Annotated in this window: 18 protein-coding genes; 3 read left to right on the forward strand and 15 right to left on the reverse strand. The window is 60.2% G+C overall.

Annotated features, from left to right (window positions below):
- Position 1: 1 nt before the first annotated feature.
- The gene (locus tag ASD70_RS16450) at positions 2–1,243 is read right to left on the reverse strand and encodes a D-amino acid dehydrogenase (RefSeq protein ID WP_056846951.1); all 1,242 of its coding nucleotides are present in this window, start codon (positions 1,241–1,243) and stop codon (positions 2–4) included.
- A 106-nt stretch (positions 1,244–1,349) separates the two neighbouring features.
- Here ASD70_RS16450 and ASD70_RS16455 point away from each other — a divergent pair, with 106 nt between their 5' ends.
- On the forward strand, positions 1,350–2,279 hold the full coding sequence (locus ASD70_RS16455) for a LysR family transcriptional regulator (protein WP_056846952.1): 930 nt from the start codon (positions 1,350–1,352) through the stop codon (positions 2,277–2,279).
- On the opposite strand, the gene trhA is transcribed toward ASD70_RS16455, so the two are convergent.
- Positions 2,267–2,884 (reverse strand): PAQR family membrane homeostasis protein TrhA, encoded by a 618-nt coding sequence (gene trhA, locus ASD70_RS16460; RefSeq protein ID WP_046069907.1) that lies wholly within the window; start codon positions 2,882–2,884, stop codon positions 2,267–2,269. The two genes, ASD70_RS16455 and trhA, sit on opposite strands and share 13 nt — an antisense overlap.
- Positions 2,885–3,030: 146 nt before the next feature.
- Here trhA and ASD70_RS16465 point away from each other — a divergent pair, with 146 nt between their 5' ends.
- Positions 3,031–3,945: a LysR family transcriptional regulator gene (locus ASD70_RS16465; RefSeq protein ID WP_046069908.1), complete on the forward strand. Its 915-nt coding sequence runs from the start codon at positions 3,031–3,033 to the stop codon at positions 3,943–3,945.
- A gap of 58 nt (positions 3,946–4,003) precedes the next feature.
- Here the strand turns inward: ASD70_RS16465 and madM are convergent, their stop codons facing one another.
- From madM to ASD70_RS16525, 12 genes are all read right to left on the reverse strand, one after another.
- Positions 4,004–4,768 carry a malonate transporter subunit MadM gene (gene madM / locus ASD70_RS16470; protein ID WP_056846953.1) on the reverse strand — a complete coding sequence of 255 codons (765 nt, stop codon included), beginning with the start codon at positions 4,766–4,768 and terminating at the stop codon, positions 4,004–4,006.
- Between the two features lies 1 nt (position 4,769).
- Positions 4,770–5,174 (reverse strand): malonate transporter subunit MadL, encoded by a 405-nt coding sequence (madL, locus tag ASD70_RS16475; protein ID WP_046069910.1) that lies wholly within the window; start codon positions 5,172–5,174, stop codon positions 4,770–4,772.
- Between the two features lie 67 nt (positions 5,175–5,241).
- Complete coding sequence (mdcH, locus tag ASD70_RS16480) at positions 5,242–6,141, reverse strand: malonate decarboxylase subunit epsilon (protein WP_056846954.1); 900 nt, start codon at positions 6,139–6,141, stop codon at positions 5,242–5,244.
- Positions 6,138–6,734 (reverse strand): malonate decarboxylase holo-ACP synthase, encoded by a 597-nt coding sequence (locus ASD70_RS16485; protein WP_056846955.1) that lies wholly within the window; start codon positions 6,732–6,734, stop codon positions 6,138–6,140. Before ASD70_RS16485 ends, mdcH begins: the two co-directional genes overlap by 4 nt.
- The gene (gene mdcE / locus ASD70_RS16490; RefSeq protein ID WP_056846956.1) at positions 6,728–7,498 is read right to left on the reverse strand and encodes a biotin-independent malonate decarboxylase subunit gamma; all 771 of its coding nucleotides are present in this window, start codon (positions 7,496–7,498) and stop codon (positions 6,728–6,730) included. The genes ASD70_RS16485 and mdcE overlap by 7 nt, the downstream gene beginning before the upstream one ends.
- Positions 7,495–8,337 carry a biotin-independent malonate decarboxylase subunit beta gene (locus tag ASD70_RS16495; RefSeq protein WP_046069914.1) on the reverse strand — a complete coding sequence of 281 codons (843 nt, stop codon included), beginning with the start codon at positions 8,335–8,337 and terminating at the stop codon, positions 7,495–7,497. The genes mdcE and ASD70_RS16495 overlap by 4 nt, the downstream gene beginning before the upstream one ends.
- A complete protein-coding gene (locus tag ASD70_RS16500; RefSeq protein ID WP_025857695.1) occupies positions 8,330–8,629 on the reverse strand; it encodes a malonate decarboxylase subunit delta in 300 nt (99 codons plus the stop codon). Before ASD70_RS16500 ends, ASD70_RS16495 begins: the two co-directional genes overlap by 8 nt.
- Positions 8,629–9,462 (reverse strand): triphosphoribosyl-dephospho-CoA synthase, encoded by an 834-nt coding sequence (locus ASD70_RS16505; protein WP_056846957.1) that lies wholly within the window; start codon positions 9,460–9,462, stop codon positions 8,629–8,631. Before ASD70_RS16505 ends, ASD70_RS16500 begins: the two co-directional genes overlap by 1 nt.
- Positions 9,463–11,133, reverse strand: a complete 1,671-nt coding sequence (mdcA, locus tag ASD70_RS16510) for a malonate decarboxylase subunit alpha (protein ID WP_046069916.1) — start codon at positions 11,131–11,133, stop codon at positions 9,463–9,465.
- A gap of 268 nt (positions 11,134–11,401) precedes the next feature.
- Positions 11,402–11,836, reverse strand: coding sequence for a hypothetical protein (locus ASD70_RS16515; RefSeq protein WP_056846958.1), 435 nt, complete (start codon positions 11,834–11,836; stop codon positions 11,402–11,404).
- The gene (locus ASD70_RS16520) at positions 11,799–12,428 is read right to left on the reverse strand and encodes a nucleotidyltransferase domain-containing protein (RefSeq protein ID WP_046069918.1); all 630 of its coding nucleotides are present in this window, start codon (positions 12,426–12,428) and stop codon (positions 11,799–11,801) included. Before ASD70_RS16520 ends, ASD70_RS16515 begins: the two co-directional genes overlap by 38 nt.
- 61 nt (positions 12,429–12,489) lie before the next feature.
- Positions 12,490–12,729: a DUF6124 family protein gene (locus tag ASD70_RS16525; protein ID WP_046069919.1), complete on the reverse strand. Its 240-nt coding sequence runs from the start codon at positions 12,727–12,729 to the stop codon at positions 12,490–12,492.
- Positions 12,730–13,162: 433 nt separating this feature from the next.
- Between ASD70_RS16525 and ASD70_RS16530 the strand changes: the two genes are divergently transcribed.
- Positions 13,163–13,450 (forward strand): HigA family addiction module antitoxin, encoded by a 288-nt coding sequence (locus ASD70_RS16530; protein ID WP_056846959.1) that lies wholly within the window; start codon positions 13,163–13,165, stop codon positions 13,448–13,450.
- A 120-nt stretch (positions 13,451–13,570) separates the two neighbouring features.
- On the opposite strand, the gene ASD70_RS16535 is transcribed toward ASD70_RS16530, so the two are convergent.
- Positions 13,571–15,115: a Fic family protein gene (locus ASD70_RS16535; protein ID WP_056847037.1), complete on the reverse strand. Its 1,545-nt coding sequence runs from the start codon at positions 15,113–15,115 to the stop codon at positions 13,571–13,573.
- Positions 15,116–15,248 lie beyond the last annotated feature (133 nt).

Here is a 15,248-nt window from a genome sequence, read left to right on the forward strand (position 1 = left end):
GTCAGGCCGCCTTGGGAAGAAACACATGTGCGTCAATCGAAGTCGACCGCTCTGCAATCATTTCGGCCAGCAACTGGCCGCTGGCACACGCGAGCGTGAAGCCAAGAGCGCCATGCCCAAGGTTGAGCCATAGATTGCGATAGGAACTGGCGCCAATCAGTGGCAGGCCGGTGGGCGTCGCTGGCCGCATCCCTGCCCATTCAACCGCAGCGTCATAGTTGCCGCCCATCGGAAACGTCTGGCGGGCCAAGCGTTTTATCACCGCCAGGCGCTTGGGCTCCGGGGCGCTGTTGAAACCCACCATGTCGACCATGGCGGCGACACGTAACTGATCGCCGATCCGGGCATAAACAGCCCTGCGGTCGTAATCGGTCACATTGACCTTCGGGGCATTGTGCTGCTCGCCGATGGGCACGCTGAGGCTGTAGCCCTTGAGGGGGTAAAGCGGTAGACGCATACCTGGCAGACCCAGGCTTGAACTGTTGTGACCGGCTGCCAGGATCAGGTTCTCCACAGGGATGACTTCGTCCTCAAGCTCTACGGCTACAGCCGTATTAAACGCCTCATGGACACGCAATACTTTGCGCCCGTAGACAATGCGGCAGCGTCCCGATGCCTCCAAATGCCCGCCAAGCTGCTGGCAAAATGCATGGCAATCGGCAACCTCTTCATTGGGGTTGTAAATACCGCCGACAAAGGTCCCCTCCATCAGGGACGGTTCAAGCTTGCGGCAGTCTTCGGCCGATAGCACTTGTTGCTGGAGGGGGTCAGTCAATCTGCGCCGCCCCTGCGCGAAGCTGTCATCGGAACGGAAGGTCAGCAGTTTTCCATTGCGCTTCCAGTTGAACCCTTCCAGATGGTCCTCTACTCGCCAGCGGTTCAGGACGTCCTGGCTCATCGCTGCCAGGCGAAGCAAATGTGCGGAGTTTGTACGGTTGACCGAGGAGCGGCAGGCGCCGAGGAAAGAGGCGAGCCAGCGCCATTGTGAAAGGTCCAGCCGGGGCCTGAGCTTCAGGGGAGACTCCGAGCGCAGCAGAAAGCCAAGCGCCTTGAGTGGTACACCAGCATCAGCAAGGGGGGTGACATAGCGGTAGGACAGTTGGCCACCATTCGCAAAACTGGTGACATTACCCAGTTTTTTTTGCGCTTCGACCAAGGTGACTTCCATGCCTGCACGCACACATGCATAGGCACTCGCCAACCCGATGACACCGCCGCCGATGATACATACTCGCCTTGCCATATTGACACCTCACATGGATTGAAACGAATTCCAGAGTAGGTTCAAGTGACAAAAGTTGAACAATGAATAAAGGTAAGCCACCTATAAGTTAAGGTTATGAAAACCCATGCGTCTGCGACATATCGAAATCTTCCAGGCCATCCGCCAGACCGGCTCCGTCAGCGCCGCCGCGCAGTTGCTGCACGTCTCGCAACCAGCGGTGACCAAGGTGCTGCAGCACGCCGAATTGCAGCTCGGCTTTCCGTTGTTTCTAAGGGTGCGTGGCAAGTTACAGCCCACACCGGAAGCCCTGGCCTTGGAAAGCGAAGTAGAGAAAGTCACAACGAGTCTGCAAGGAGTGCAACGGCTGGCCAAGAGCTTGCGCCATACGTCTGAACAAAGCGTGCGCATCGGCGCCATCCCGGCGCTGGCACAGTCGCTGCTGCCACCGTCAATCCTTGAGTGGAAGCGCAGCTACCCGGACATGGTCTGTGAGCTGTCCAGCGACCATAGCCGCGAGCTGGTGCAGCAGTTGTTGATGCGCGAAATCGACCTGGCACTGACCCTCAATTTCTCCGGCCACCCGGGGCTCACCAGCCAGATACTGGCAAACGGGGCGCTGGTAGCGTTGGCCTCCAAGGCTTACTGGCCTGAGGCTGAATCAAGCAAGCCATTGCCTTTGGCCGAACTGGCGAACACGTCGCTGATTGGTCTTTCCAGCGCTGATCCGTTGGCGGCAAAGCTCGACAGTTACCTGGAAAATATTGACCCACCGCCACAAATAAGCATTTCCGTACAAACCTATTCCCTGGCCCGGGCCATGGTTGAATCCGGTGCGGGAATAACGGTGATTGATCCCTTCACGGCCCTCGGTGCGTCCACGACGACGATGTGCATCCGCACGCTTGTCCCGCAGTTGCCGATCACCCTGTACGCCCTGACCCGCGCCAACGAACCGCCTCCGCATATGTTGGCCGACCTGTTGCATATCTTCGGCAACCGGGCACGTGAGTTGCTCGAGCGCCTTCAGAATGCCCCCTTCATTCAGAGCACGTAATGCATGATCGCCACGAAATGCAGCAGGCTGCCGCCGATGACAAACAGATGCCAGATCCCATGGGAATGGCGCAGGCGATCCTCCAGGGCAAAAAAGATAATACCGACGGTATACAACACCCCGCCCGACGCCAACCAGATGAATCCCGCCGTACCCAGCGCCGCCATCAGCGGCTTGACTGCCACGAGTACGATCCAGCCCATCACGGCATAAATCACAATGGACAGAATCCGCGCCTCCGAGCGCGGCTTGATCTCTTGCAGGATGCCGATCACCGCCAGCCCCCACACGATGCCGAACAGCGTCCAGCCCCATGGCCCGCGCAGGGTCACCAGGCAAAACGGCGTATAGCTGCCGGCGATCAACAGGTAGATGGAAAAATGATCGACCTTCTGCATGATCGCTTTTCGCCGCCCCTGCACGCTGTGGTACACCGTCGACGCGCTGTACAGCACCATCAGGGTAAAGCCGTAGATCGCCACGCTGACGATCTTCCAGGGGCTGCCGTCCAGGCTCGCCACCACCAACATCCACACGGCGCCAATACATGCAGCGACTGCACCGAGCAAATGGCTCCAGGCGTTGAATCGTTCCCCGTGGTACATCTATCACCGACCTCCCCATAACCTTCAAGAACAGGCTGGCAAGCGTCCAGCCTTGCGCATAAGAGTGCAAGCGGCTTGTGACGTTCCGAGGACGGCGCACGCGTTTGCGGGCACAATTGTAGGTAATCGAACAAGAGCCCACGGCCATGCTGATCGACGAAGAGTTCACCCTCAAGAAGCTGGAAATCTTCCTGGCGTTCATGCGCACCGGCAACCTGGCCCGCGCCGCCGCCGAGTTGCAAACCAGCAACGTCAGCGTTCATCGCGCCATCCACTCCTTGGAAAATGCCCTGCGCTGCCCGCTGTTCAAACACGAAGGTCGCAACCTCACCCCGCTGGAAAGCGCCTATGTGCTTGAAGAACGCGCACAAAAACTGGTGGCCGATGTGGTCGACAGCGTACGCCTGACCCGCGAAGCCGCCGGCTTCTCCGCTGAGCGTTTCAAGCTCGGCTCGCTGTATTCGCTGACGGTAAAAACCGTACCGCAACTGATCATGGGCCTGAAGATCCGCCGCAGCGAACTCAACATCGACCTGATCCTCGGCTCCAATTTCGACCTGCTCTACAAACTCAAGAACATGGAAGTCGACGCGATCCTCATCTCCCTCGACGAACACGCCAACGACCCCGACTGTGAGCAGATCGCCCTGTTCAGCGATGACATCTTCCTCGCCACCCCGGCCGATTCGCCTCTGGATCGCAATCTGGAAATCGACCTGGCCGACGTGCGCGACGCCACCTTCATCACCCTCACCCAGGGTTTTGCCACGCACCAGGACGGCAATCGGGTGTTCAAGCAGGCGGGGTTCGAGCCGAAGGTGGCGATGCAGGTGAACGACATCTTCACTCTGCTGAGCATGGTCAGTTCAGGGGTGGGTTATGCCCTGCTGCCGGGGCGGATTGCAGCAGTGTATGAAAACCGCGTGAAGCTGATACCGCTGCAACCCCGGTATCGGTTGCAGCAGCATATCGGCGTGGTGTTCCTGAAGGCCAAGGAGCGCGACCCGAACCTGCTGGCGCTGCTGGCGGAGTGTCGGATGTATGCTAATCGCCAGGCTTGAGAATGCCATCGGGGGCTTGCCCCCGATTGCGCCCGACCAAACACCACAGTCCGCAAACCTAACCAACCAACCCACGCACAATGAAGTACAGCAGCGAAGGGCCAAGCAAACACCCAAGCCCGGTATGGAACGTCGCCGTCAGCGCGCCATACGGTACCAGCCGCCGATCCGTCGCCGCCAGGCCCGCCGTCACGCCACTCACGGTGCCGGCCAACCCACCAAACACCATCGCCGAACGCGGGTTATCCAGGCCCATCCAGCGCGCCGCCACTGGCGTGCCAACCATCACCAGTATCGCCTTGATCAACCCCGTTGCGATCGACAGCGCCATCACATCCGAGGTCGCGCCAATCGCCGCGCCGGTCACCGGGCCGACGATGTAGGTTACAGCGCCAGCTCCGATAGTGGTCATGCTGATCGCATCGCGATAACCAAAGGCCCAGGCCATGCTCGCGCCAACAATAAACGGCAGGATCGTGCCCAGCAGCAGTGCAATCACGCCGATCATCCCGGCCTTGCGCGCCTCGGTGGCTTGCACTTCGAACGCCGTAGCGACGATGGCGAAGTCACGCAACATCGCACCGCCCATCAGGCCGATCCCGGAAAACAGCGCAAGGTCCGCCAGGCCCTTTTGCCCACCCGTGAGAGTGCCGCCGACCCAAGCCACGACCAGGCCGATAACAATGGCAATCGCCGAGCCATGAATGCGCCCGAACGTCAGGCGCTTGGACAGCACCACGGAAATCCACATCACCACGCCAACGAACGCAAAAGCGGTAATCAGGCCGTTATGTTCCAAGCCTTTTTCAATGAGGTCCCACATATCAGCGACCTCCCGCGACGAGAATCAGCGGCTCTTCGGGCGGCAAGGGCTCGCCCTTGTGGGTGCGGCTGATCAAGGCGATGGTGCAACCACACACCACGACCGAACCAATGGCCGCGAGCACTGCAACCGGGCCGCCATGCAGCGCCGTTACTACGTTTTGCTGCGCCGCCATCGCCACCACCACCGGGATGTACATGGCGCCCCAGAAGCCCACGCCCATCTCGCAGTCCTTAGTCATGCCACCGCGCTTTTGCATCCACAACCGCGCGCAGATCAGCAGGATCATCGCGATCCCCACGCCGCCTACGTTGGATTTGACGCCCAGCAACACGCCAAGCATGTCGCCCATGATCACGCCTGCAAGCGTGCAGATCGCCAGCAATGCCACACCGTAGATAATCATTATCGTTGTCCTCAAAGTGCTCGTTCGAAATTGTTGTTTTTGTGCTTCGAAAGCCTTGGGTGCTGCTTTATCGGTGGCGGCGTTCCTCCTCTTGCAGCAGGGCCTGCAAGGTATCCAGGCGTGCGCCTTCGCAGGCGATCACCGTGCCTTGGTCGAAGACCCGCCGTGACAGGCCGGTGAGCACCGCGCCCGGAGGCAATTCGATCTGCAGGCGCACGCCGCGCTCATAGGCGCTTTGCACGGTGCCGCGCCAGTCGACGACGCGGCACATATTGAAAGCCAGGTCATCGCGCAGTTGCTCGGGGTTGTGGATTGGTCGTGCGCGGGTGCTGCTCAGGTAGGTGATGCGCGGCGCCTTGAGCGGCACGAAGGCTTGGGCCAGGACCTGGGCCGGCTGTTCCAGCAACGCGCAATGGGACGGCACGCTGACGGCCAGGCGCTTGGCGATGCCGCTGCCTTTGATGCGTTCGGCGACGAGCTTCATGGCTTCATCACTGCCGGCGATGACGGTCTGGTTATCGGCGTTGATATTGGCCAGGTACACCGGGGTCAGTGGGCTGTGGATATCCGCCAGCAGCGCCTCGACGCGGGATAATTCAGGGCCAATCAGGGCGGTCATGCCATAGCCCTGTGGATAAGCCTGCTGCATCAGCTCGCCCCGCAAGCTCACCAGCTTTACCGCGTCAGCGAAGTTCAGGGCACCGGCGATGACGGCGGCTGGGTAGGCGCCGATGGACAGGCCCGCCACGTAATCAGGCGTATGTTGCAACTGACGGGCATGGGCGACGCCGACGATCAGCAGGCACAGTTGCACCGCACGCGTGCTCGCCAAGGTTTGCGCCGAATCGAGCTGACGCACATCTTCACCCAAGGCATCACTGGCTTCTTCCAGAACCTCGGCCGATAGCGCCTGGAGCATACCCGCCCGCTGAGCGCCCTGCCCCGGAAACACCAGGAGGCTGCTCATGCCACAGCCTGCCAAGGGTCGAGCACAAGGTGTGCGCCGCTGCTGGTTTTGAGCAGCACACGACGAGATACGCCGGCCCATTCGCGCAAGGCGACAGCGCCAAACGGGGTTTGCAGTTGCAGGTCCACGGCGCACGGCGCGGTGTCGAGTTTCGCCAGTAACGCCCGCGCCTCAAAGCGATCAAGCGGTTCGGGGGTGCGCAAAATCAAATCCAGGTCACTCATGACATGCAACGCTTCGACGCCGCTCGCCAATTCAAATCCGGCGCTACCGCTGACGCCCCAGTGATACTGCGCCAACACTGGCCGCAGTTGATCGAGCGCCCGCAGCGCCGGTAAATCCCGTGGCGAGATCACCTGGCGCAAGTCTTCGGGCACCACGCACCGTTGCACCCCTGCAATGGGCATCACCGCCGCAAACCGCTGCTCACGCAAACGCCCACGCACACCAACCGCCACTTGGCCCGGATCGGTGACGGCGCGCCGCACCACTACTGGATGGCCGGCGCTCAGCGCGTCCCGCGCCCAGGCCGGAGCGTCAGCGGGCAGATGCGCGGGGGTCATGCCCCAGAGCAAGTCATGGGCGTTCACCATTGTTCCCGCAGCAGTTGGCGTACATGGCTTGACGCGGCGCGATTAGTCGCACCGAGACGTCCTTTTAAATCAGGCTGCGCGACATCTTTGATCGCCTGCACCAGGCAATCGCTGACCCGCACCACATCGTCCGTTGTCGGCTGTTCAATCTGGCTCACCGACAAGGTCTCCCAGAGCAGACCCAGGCTGGCATAGCTGTCGATGTCATAGGCCATCGGCGGCACGCTGGCGGCCAGGGCTTCCAATTCTTCGACGCTGCGCAGGGTCACCCGTGCGGCCGAAGCCTTGCCCATGGCGTGCACCATCACGCCGGGATCACGCAGGGCAATCAAGCGATTGGCCTGGTAACCGTGGGCCAGAAACGCACCGGACATGGCCTTGCCCACCAGCAGTGCAATCACCGGGTGGCCGGCCAGGCGTGCGCGAGCGTAGCTGTCGGCGGCGGCGGCCAGGGCCTGGTGAATGCCGAGCGCCTCTTCACGACGGCCGTAGGCTTGGCTGGGCACATCGACAACGGCGATCAGCGGGCGTTTGTCACCCCTCTCGATGGCTTCATCGACGGCCTTGGCTAGCCCCCAACCTTCCAGCAACCCGACTTCGCCATTGCGCGCACGCGGGAAGCGGTTATTCGGGTCGGTGACCACCGCGATAAAGCGCACCGCCTGTTCACCCAAGACGCCGTCTGCGACTTTCAATGAGTCCGGCAAGCCCTCTACGAGTGTCGCGCCGACGCTCAATGCGTTGAACCATTGCAGCCCTCTCATGAACCTTCTCCCTGATACAGAGCGCGAACCGTTGCGGGTTCGATTTGCGCGGTTGCGTCGAGTTCGGCCAGCCGCGCCAGGTAGAAATCAGCGCGCCGGCTGCGGGGTTGTTCGGGCGCCCCGTGTTGCAACAGCGCACTCACGGTCTGCTGGATCTGCGCCACATCGTCCGCCACGTAACGGTCGGCTAAGCCACTGTTAAAACGTTGTTCGCCGCCCGTAAGGCTCCAGATGAAAGGCCGGTCGCGGGAGTCGTATTCTTCCAGGCCGGCCTCCTGCTCGATCACTTGCGGGCCATTCAAACCCAGGCGCGCTTCGCGGGTGACCACCAGGTAACTGCACAGTCCGGCCGCGATGGACATACCACCAAAACAACCGACACTGCCCGCCACCACACCGACCACCGGCTGGTACTGGCGCAGGTCGACAATCGCAGCATGGATATCAGCAATCGCGGCCAGCCCCAGATTGGCTTCCTGCAAGCGCACCCCACCGGTCTCCAGCAGCAGCACGGCACGGGTCGGTATGGCGTTGCGGTTGTCTTCGGCGGCCAGTTCCAGTGCCCCCGCGATTTTTGCGCCACCGACTTCACCGAGGCTGCCGCCTTGGAAATTGCCCTCGATAGCGGCGACCACTACCGGCAAACCGCCGATGCTGCCCTTGGCAATCACCACACCGTCATCGGCCTGGGGCACCACGCCCTGGCGGCTGAGCCACGGCGACATGACCCGTTGGAACGGGTCGATCAGTTCACGATAAGTGCCAGCATCCAACAGCGCCTTGGCGCGCTGCCGCGCACCGAGTTCGACGAAGCTGTGTTTGTTGAGCAAATCAGTCATGGCCGACCTCCTCGAAACCTTGCTCCAGGCGCAAACGCACCACGCCGGGGGTGGCGCCGAAATCGTGGATATCGATGTTCAAGGCAGGTGGCGTCTGCTCCTGGAAGATGCGTTCGAACAGGTGCTGCCAACGTTGCTCGGCGCCGTTGACCGAGGTCTGCACTTGGATGGTCAGCGTGCCGGGAGTGCCCGGCTCCAGCAGCACTTCGAGGTCGCCCGAACCGACGCAACCCACCAGCGCGCGGCCTTTTGGCGGCTGGCCCGCGGGGAATTCAAAGGATAAGGTTTCCATCACAACGCTCCGTCGAGGCGGTCGATAAACAGGCAGGCGGCGAGCAAGTCGGCAGCGCCGCCAGGGGAGGCATTCAGGGCCAGGAGTTGCTGGTCCAGTGCGTGCAGTTGGCGACGGCCCGCGAGGGTTGCGCTACCGCCAGCGTCGAGCACGGCCTGGGCGCCTTGCTGCATGGCTTGGAGGCCTTCAGTGCCGGCGCGGTAGAGCACGCAGGTGTCGGCCAGCTCGGTCATGATCGCGAGCAATGCATCCAGGCGGGCATTTTGCTCACCGGCGTTTTGCCCGCGGCTTTTATGCAGTTGCGGCAGGCCGCGTTGCATCACAGCGGGGAAGCCCAGTTGCGCTTCTTCACGGGCACCGCGTGCGCCGTAGCGCTGGGCGACCTGTGCGCCGTGGCTCAGCGGTTGCGGCGCGAAGCGGTCTTCGAGCAGAGCTAGTTTGGCCGCGGTCAGGGTTACGGCGCGTGGTTGCAGGGCCGCTGCTGCGGTGAGCAAACCAAGAGCCCAGATTGCGCCGCGATGGGTATTTACGCCGTTGGTAGTGATGAGCATCGCTTGCTCGCCTTCGCGGCCAAGACGGCCGAGTGCTTCACGCAAGGGCACACCGACTTCACCGAATACAAGGGCAGCCTCGGCCATTTCCTTGAACATCGGCCACAGCGACAGCGCTGAGGCGTGCATCAGGCCCAGGTGCAAATCACTGTGGGCGCCGTTGCCGCGCCGGTCTACCAAGGCGGGTTTGGGCGACAAATCCGCTTCATCAATCAGCGCGTCGACGGCCATATCCGCCAGGCGATCAGCCAGGCTCAGTTCATGCTGTTTGAGAGCGTGCATTTACCAGCTCCTGAATTTGGCAGGCGGGTTGTACAAGCCGCCGGACCATTCCACCAGGTCGGCTACGCTCTTGGCAGCCAGCAACTCGCGGGTGGCGTCGGTGCGGCGGATACCCAGGTCTTCGGGCAAGGCAATCAAGCCTTCGCGGCGCATACGGACGGTGTCCTTGGGGTTATGCCGCATACCGATGGCCGTCACCCCGGCGACGGCAGCGATCATTGCCTGGCGTTCTTCCAGGGAGCGCGCCTTGTAGAGGTAAGCGATGCCCTCTTCGGTGAGCAAGTGGGTAACGTCGTCGCCGTAGATCATGATCGGCGCCAGGGGCATGCCACTTTTGCGGGCCACTTCTACTGCGTCGAGGGTGTCGACAAAGGTCGGTTTGCCGCCTTCCTGGAAGGTCTCGACCATTTGCACCACGAGTTTTTTGCCGCGCTCAAGCAGCGCTTCCGGCGCATCGTCATGGCGCATATCCAGCCAGGCCGGTGTGCCGTGCCGACGACCACGTGGGTCGTGGCCCATGTTCGGCGCACCACCGAAACCGGCAAGGCGGCCACGGGTCACGGTGCTGGAATGCCCGTCGCCATCCACCTGCAGGGTGGCGCCGATAAACAGGTCCACCGCGTACTGGCCGGCCAGTTGGCAGAACATGCGATTGGAGCGCATCGAGCCATCGCGACCGGTGAAGAACACATCCGGGCGAGCGGCGATGTAGTTTTCCATGCCCAGCTCGGTGCCGAAGCAATGCACGCTCTCGACCCAACCGCTTTCAATCGCCGGGATCAGCGTGGGGTGCGGGTTGAGTGTCCAGTTACGGCAGATCTTGCCCTTGAGCCCCAGGGATTCGCCGTAGGTGGGCAGGATCAATTCGATGGCGGCAGTGTTGAAGCCGATGCCATGGTTGAGGGACTGCACATTGTGTTTTTCATAGATGCCACGGATCGCCATCATCGCCATCAACACATGCACCGGCTTGATATGGCGCGGGTCGCGGGTGAACAGCGGTTCGATGTAGAACGGCTTGTCGGCCACCACCACGAAATCCACCCAGCTTGCGGGGATGTCCACACGGGGCAAATCGGTGACATCGTCCACCAACTGGTTGACCTGCACAATGACAATGCCATCGCTGAACGCGGCGGGTTCGATCAGCGCCGGGGTGTCTTCGGTGCTGGCGCCGGTGTAGATATTGCCGGCGCGGTCGGCCATGAAACCGGCGGAAAGCACCACGTTGGGGATCAGGTCCACCACCAGACGCGCATAGAGTTCGATGTAGGTATGGATCGCGCCGATTTCCAGCAGGCCATCTTCCAGCAGCTGGCTGATGCGCAAGGATTGAGTGCCGGCGAAGGAAAAGTCGAGCTTGCGGGCGATGCCCTTTTCAAACAGGTCCAGGTGCTCGGCGCGCCCGACACTGGGCATGATCATGTGCAAATCGTGGAGCTTGGCCGGGTTGGCCTTGGCCAGGGAGCGCGAGAGGAAGTCGGCCTGCTTCTGGTTGTTGCCTTCCAGTACCACGCGGTCGCCGGGGAGGATCAGCGCTTCAAGCGCCTCGACGATCTTGTCACTGGGCAGCACCGCCCCGTCTGCAATTTTTTTGACCAGCCCGAGCCGCCGCTGCTTCTCGTCGCGCCGCCGCGTCCAGCGCGAGTCGGGGGTGATGGTTGTTGTCATGGTCGCTCCACGGGGTTTGCTGTCGTGGGGCTGTACCTTAGGAGTGAATTTGGGGGCTATCAATCAAGCTCAGCGGCAGACTGTTACGCCTGGAGTAATGAAGATCAAAATGAGGGAGGGGCTTGCTCCCGATTCCGCTGGGTCAGCTATTAAATTTTGGCTGATACACCGCTATCGGCGGCAAGTCGAATCGTCGCACCGCCCCTCCCACATTTGCTCAGTAGCGCCTGTCAGATAGCAGTCCCTGTGTGGGACCGAACTAACCGCGCTATCTCTGATCAAGGCCAGCCAACAAATCTTCCACTTTGACCAGCAATACCGTCGCGCTATCGATCAACTGGCTTAGCAGGGCCTCATCCTCATCCATATACCCTTCGTATTCCGCCAGGTTGCGACGCTCATGACACAACGCCAACAACCGCACCTGCACCTTGCTCGCGTCGAGGGTGTGAACCAGACATTGAAAGACCAGATAGCGTTTGTCAGAACGATAGCCTTGCAAGCGCAAAGCCGTGAGGGCGATAGCATGGGCGGCGTTGTAAGCCAGATCGAAACGGCTGGCGAATGATAGCTGTGGGGTTGCGGCGTCCTTCAATCGATCACGAGCTGAACGCATCAGCCCGTCACACTCCCTGCGATCCGGCGGCTCAGCCTTCAAGCCACCACTACGTTGCAGATTCTCCAGGTTTGCCTTGCTGTCCATCCGTGGATTCCAGAGGGTTGCCCCCTAACAGATTGATCTTGTCCTGCTGCACTACCCGCTGCACGAAACTGTTCCCGGCATTCCATTTACCGATCCAGTCTTCAGGGGTGTACAGCGTCGGGTTGATGGTGCGACCCAGTTGCTCTTCCAGCGGCATGAGTTGCTCCATGACTTCACTGTAGTTGAGGCTTTGACCGATCAGCATCAGATCTATGTCACTGGATGAGTGCGCCTCACCCTTGGCGATGGAACCGTAGATAAACGCCCAGGTGATCTGCTCGGCAAACGGTGCCAGTGCATTGCGCAATGGCTCGTCCAGGCTCAGCGTCTTGCGCACGATAGCCAACAGTTCCGAGTAAATCGGGCACTGAGGGTTGGCTTGGTAGTGAGTCTGGTTGCCTTGGCGCGTCATGTTCAAGATGCCCGCCAACTGCAAACGCTCCAACTCTCGGGTGAGGCTACCCTTACCCACCTGGGCCCACCGGGCAATTTCATTGGTGAAAAAGCTTTGGTCGGGCTTGCCGAAAAGCAGGCCCAGCACTTTTTGCTGGGTGACCGTGAAGAGCGCAGTACTGAGCGGCAAGGTGTGCATGGCAGCGGCCAATGAGTCCCAAAAAGGGAACGATAGGTCCCTTTTTGGGAACGATCAAGTTTTAAGCCGCTGAGGAGGGGGATATCTGTTCCAGTGCTTGATCCACCAATAGCTGTCCTATCTCTGCCATTTGCTGAATCCCGAGCATGACGGCGCGCTGGGAAGTGTCCAAGTCGAAAGCCAGGTTGCAGGTGAGTGCGTTGAGGGAGGACAGGGTTTCGCTGGCGTTGACCAGCAGGGTTTCGGTGTTTTGGTGGGGGTTTACGGTGAAGAGGGGTGGATTGGGGGTAGGTTTGATCATGATGAAACTCCTAAACAGTCAGTAAGGAGCGCCACCGTTCGCTTGCACGCGAATGAGGGTGGCGACCGTGCGCAGGTGTGCAAGACCGGGCCTGTTTAGGACACCCAGCAGGTCCGAAGACCTCCTGCGCGCAGCCGCCATAAAGCAGCGAGCACAAAAAACGCCCGTTGGATGGCTGGGCGTTCATACGCCTAAACAGTTTCGTCGGACTTGCACGTCCGTGTCACCGTTTTTTGCGATGACGGGACGAAGACTAGGCGTGCGGACCTCTCACCACAAGTTCATGCACGGCTCAAAATCTTGCAGGAAAAATCCGAAGCCTTTTATGTCGAAGTGCGTGCAGGAAGTTTCATACAGCGTTTTGGGGTTGTTGCTTGGAACTGGTCCTTCTAGCCTTCGCGGTTGAATGCCCATAGTCGAAGGACGTACCAACATGCCGATGCACAACCCACCTCACCCAGGTGAAATCTTGCTCGAAGATGTGATCCCTGCCCTGGGTATCACCATTACCGAAATGGCGCGACGTCTTGGCTTCGCCCGCGAGACTTTTTCAAGGATCCTGCATGGCCACGCCCCGGTCAGCCCGGACCGTGCCGTCCGGTTAGAGCGGGCCGGTGTAAGTACTGCACAGCTGTGGTTGTCGATGCAAAGTGCCTACGACCTGTGGCAGGCCGAGCATCGGGAGCAGCCGGTAATTGAACGCTTGGCGCGGATTGATTGAGGAATGGAAAAAGTGGGAGGCGCAAGTCGAATCGTCGCACCGCCCCTCCCACATTTGCTCAGTAGCGCCTGTTAGATAGCAGTCCACGAGAAGTTCATGCACGGCCCAAATCTGCCCCAATCAATCTTCGCCACTCCCCACCTCTCGCTCTTCAAATGCCGATCGCACGGCTTCCACAACACGCTCTGCACGGCCCGTATCGTCCAACTGCGGATAGGCTTTCTTCAGTTTCCCTGATACCTGCCAGCCATTTTCCTTGAGCGAGCGAATGATGCGGTTCGCGTCGTGATCCGGCATTTCCAGCACTTCCTTGAGCCGCTCCTGGGCAAGCTGGAAAATGATGAGTACCCGCGCTTCATCAGCCATCTCGGTACGGACGGTATGCGCCACGACCTGCGCCGTGTACAGCACGTGCTCGGTCAGATCGGGATAGCGCCATGCAAAGTGCGCGTCGTCGTAGTCATCGAAGACCAGGTTGCTTGAGGTGCCGTCTTCGTAGACGGCGCCTTTTCCAAAACGATAGGACGCTGCATAGCGTTGCATAAATGGCCGCGAAAACACTTCCAACGTACGGTCATAACGCGCCCGAAAATCAATCGAACGGGTGATGGTGGCCGATACAGGCAGGATCACGCCCTCCGGCACCGCCTTATCACGAATCAAGATATCGTTGATCAAGAAACGATGAATCCGACCATTACCATCGCGCATCGGATGGATATACACAAAGGCAAAGGCAATTGCCGCCGCCCGGGCCAACGGCTCGGCGCCGCGTGTGGCTAGTTCGAATGCCTTTAGGCCACCGAGCAAGTGTGGCAGCCCCTCAAAGGCCGGCGCGATGTAGTGCACGATATCCTCGCGCATCGTCGCCTGCCCCACGAAGACCGGTGAGCGTCGCAAGCCCAGCCCGAACGCGTCGTGCCCCAAAATTCCGGCTTGCAACGTGTGCAGGCTGTCGTTGCTCAACGGATCCTCGATACGGCCGCAATACTTGGCAATCACGTGGGCAAACCGCTGAATCCTGTCGGCTTTGTCTGACTCTTGCTCGATCAGAAAGCTGGCCCGCGACTCCTTGAGCGTCAACCAGCTGGCCGTGCGCATCAGGATGTCAGTGCCAAAGGTTTGGTTCAGCTCGCGAAGGGCTTCGCCCAGGTCAAATTGCAGCACTTCTTGAACCGATTCGGTACGGCGGACCAAGGGGCAGAACGCTGGCACACCGGGAAGATTATTGTTTATCCGCCAGCGTCGTACCCGCAGAAGCTCAACACGCGTCAGGTAATGCTGCGCTGATACGGCGTCGACATAACCGCCATTGGTGACATCCGGCACATCAAGGTGCTGTCCCGTCAGCCACTCGTACAAGAATCCAGCGCGGCGAGCATATTGACCAAAGGGCGCTTGCCGGCACCAGTCTTCGATTGGTTTCGGGCCAACTGTGGCAAACAGACGGGCAAAAAACTCAAGGTGAATCTCTTCGTACTTGAGCCCAAATTCGAAATGCCCCGCGAAATCGTCCGACGGTTGGTAGCTGGCGGGATACTTGCGCTCGACATGTCCATCGCTCTCGCGGCTCATCCGTGTCTTACCGATTACCGATTCGACGCGTAGGGGTTGTGCAAGTGCGATACCGTATTGCTCGGCGAGTGCCTTGAAACCTACTTGCATCATCAAATCCCCTAACGAGCCATTAAAAATACTAACTATGGGGGGATAGTAGGCGAAAACAATAATCTCGCGCTCATGAAAATGCTAACGCTCACTTTAATTGATAACAAATCAGCTTTTCTCGTCTAAAACG

The sequence above is a fragment of the Pseudomonas sp. Root569 genome (genome assembly GCF_001427465.1).
Classification (GTDB): domain Bacteria; phylum Pseudomonadota; class Gammaproteobacteria; order Pseudomonadales; family Pseudomonadaceae; genus Aquipseudomonas; species Aquipseudomonas synxantha.

What these genes read in the sequence shown, in the direction of transcription:
- ASD70_RS16450 (WP_056846951.1), bottom strand. Translation starts at nt 1,243, where the DNA reads ATGGCAAGGCGAGTATGTATCATCGGCGGCGGTGTCATCGGGTTGGCG.
- ASD70_RS16455 (WP_056846952.1), top strand. Translation starts at nt 1,350, where the DNA reads ATGCGTCTGCGACATATCGAAATCTTCCAGGCCATCCGCCAGACCGGC.
- trhA (WP_046069907.1), bottom strand. Translation starts at nt 2,884, where the DNA reads ATGTACCACGGGGAACGATTCAACGCCTGGAGCCATTTGCTCGGTGCA.
- ASD70_RS16465 (WP_046069908.1), top strand. Translation starts at nt 3,031, where the DNA reads ATGCTGATCGACGAAGAGTTCACCCTCAAGAAGCTGGAAATCTTCCTG.
- madM (WP_056846953.1), bottom strand. Translation starts at nt 4,768, where the DNA reads ATGTGGGACCTCATTGAAAAAGGCTTGGAACATAACGGCCTGATTACC.
- madL (WP_046069910.1), bottom strand. Translation starts at nt 5,174, where the DNA reads ATGATTATCTACGGTGTGGCATTGCTGGCGATCTGCACGCTTGCAGGC.
- mdcH (WP_056846954.1), bottom strand. Translation starts at nt 6,141, where the DNA reads ATGAGCAGCCTCCTGGTGTTTCCGGGGCAGGGCGCTCAGCGGGCGGGT.
- ASD70_RS16485 (WP_056846955.1), bottom strand. Translation starts at nt 6,734, where the DNA reads ATGGTGAACGCCCATGACTTGCTCTGGGGCATGACCCCCGCGCATCTG.
- mdcE (WP_056846956.1), bottom strand. Translation starts at nt 7,498, where the DNA reads ATGAGAGGGCTGCAATGGTTCAACGCATTGAGCGTCGGCGCGACACTC.
- ASD70_RS16495 (WP_046069914.1), bottom strand. Translation starts at nt 8,337, where the DNA reads ATGACTGATTTGCTCAACAAACACAGCTTCGTCGAACTCGGTGCGCGG.
- ASD70_RS16500 (WP_025857695.1), bottom strand. Translation starts at nt 8,629, where the DNA reads ATGGAAACCTTATCCTTTGAATTCCCCGCGGGCCAGCCGCCAAAAGGC.
- ASD70_RS16505 (WP_056846957.1), bottom strand. Translation starts at nt 9,462, where the DNA reads ATGCACGCTCTCAAACAGCATGAACTGAGCCTGGCTGATCGCCTGGCG.
- mdcA (WP_046069916.1), bottom strand. Translation starts at nt 11,133, where the DNA reads ATGACAACAACCATCACCCCCGACTCGCGCTGGACGCGGCGGCGCGAC.
- ASD70_RS16515 (WP_056846958.1), bottom strand. Translation starts at nt 11,836, where the DNA reads ATGGACAGCAAGGCAAACCTGGAGAATCTGCAACGTAGTGGTGGCTTG.
- ASD70_RS16520 (WP_046069918.1), bottom strand. Translation starts at nt 12,428, where the DNA reads ATGCACACCTTGCCGCTCAGTACTGCGCTCTTCACGGTCACCCAGCAA.
- ASD70_RS16525 (WP_046069919.1), bottom strand. Translation starts at nt 12,729, where the DNA reads ATGATCAAACCTACCCCCAATCCACCCCTCTTCACCGTAAACCCCCAC.
- ASD70_RS16530 (WP_056846959.1), top strand. Translation starts at nt 13,163, where the DNA reads ATGCCGATGCACAACCCACCTCACCCAGGTGAAATCTTGCTCGAAGAT.
- ASD70_RS16535 (WP_056847037.1), bottom strand. Translation starts at nt 15,115, where the DNA reads ATGCAAGTAGGTTTCAAGGCACTCGCCGAGCAATACGGTATCGCACTT.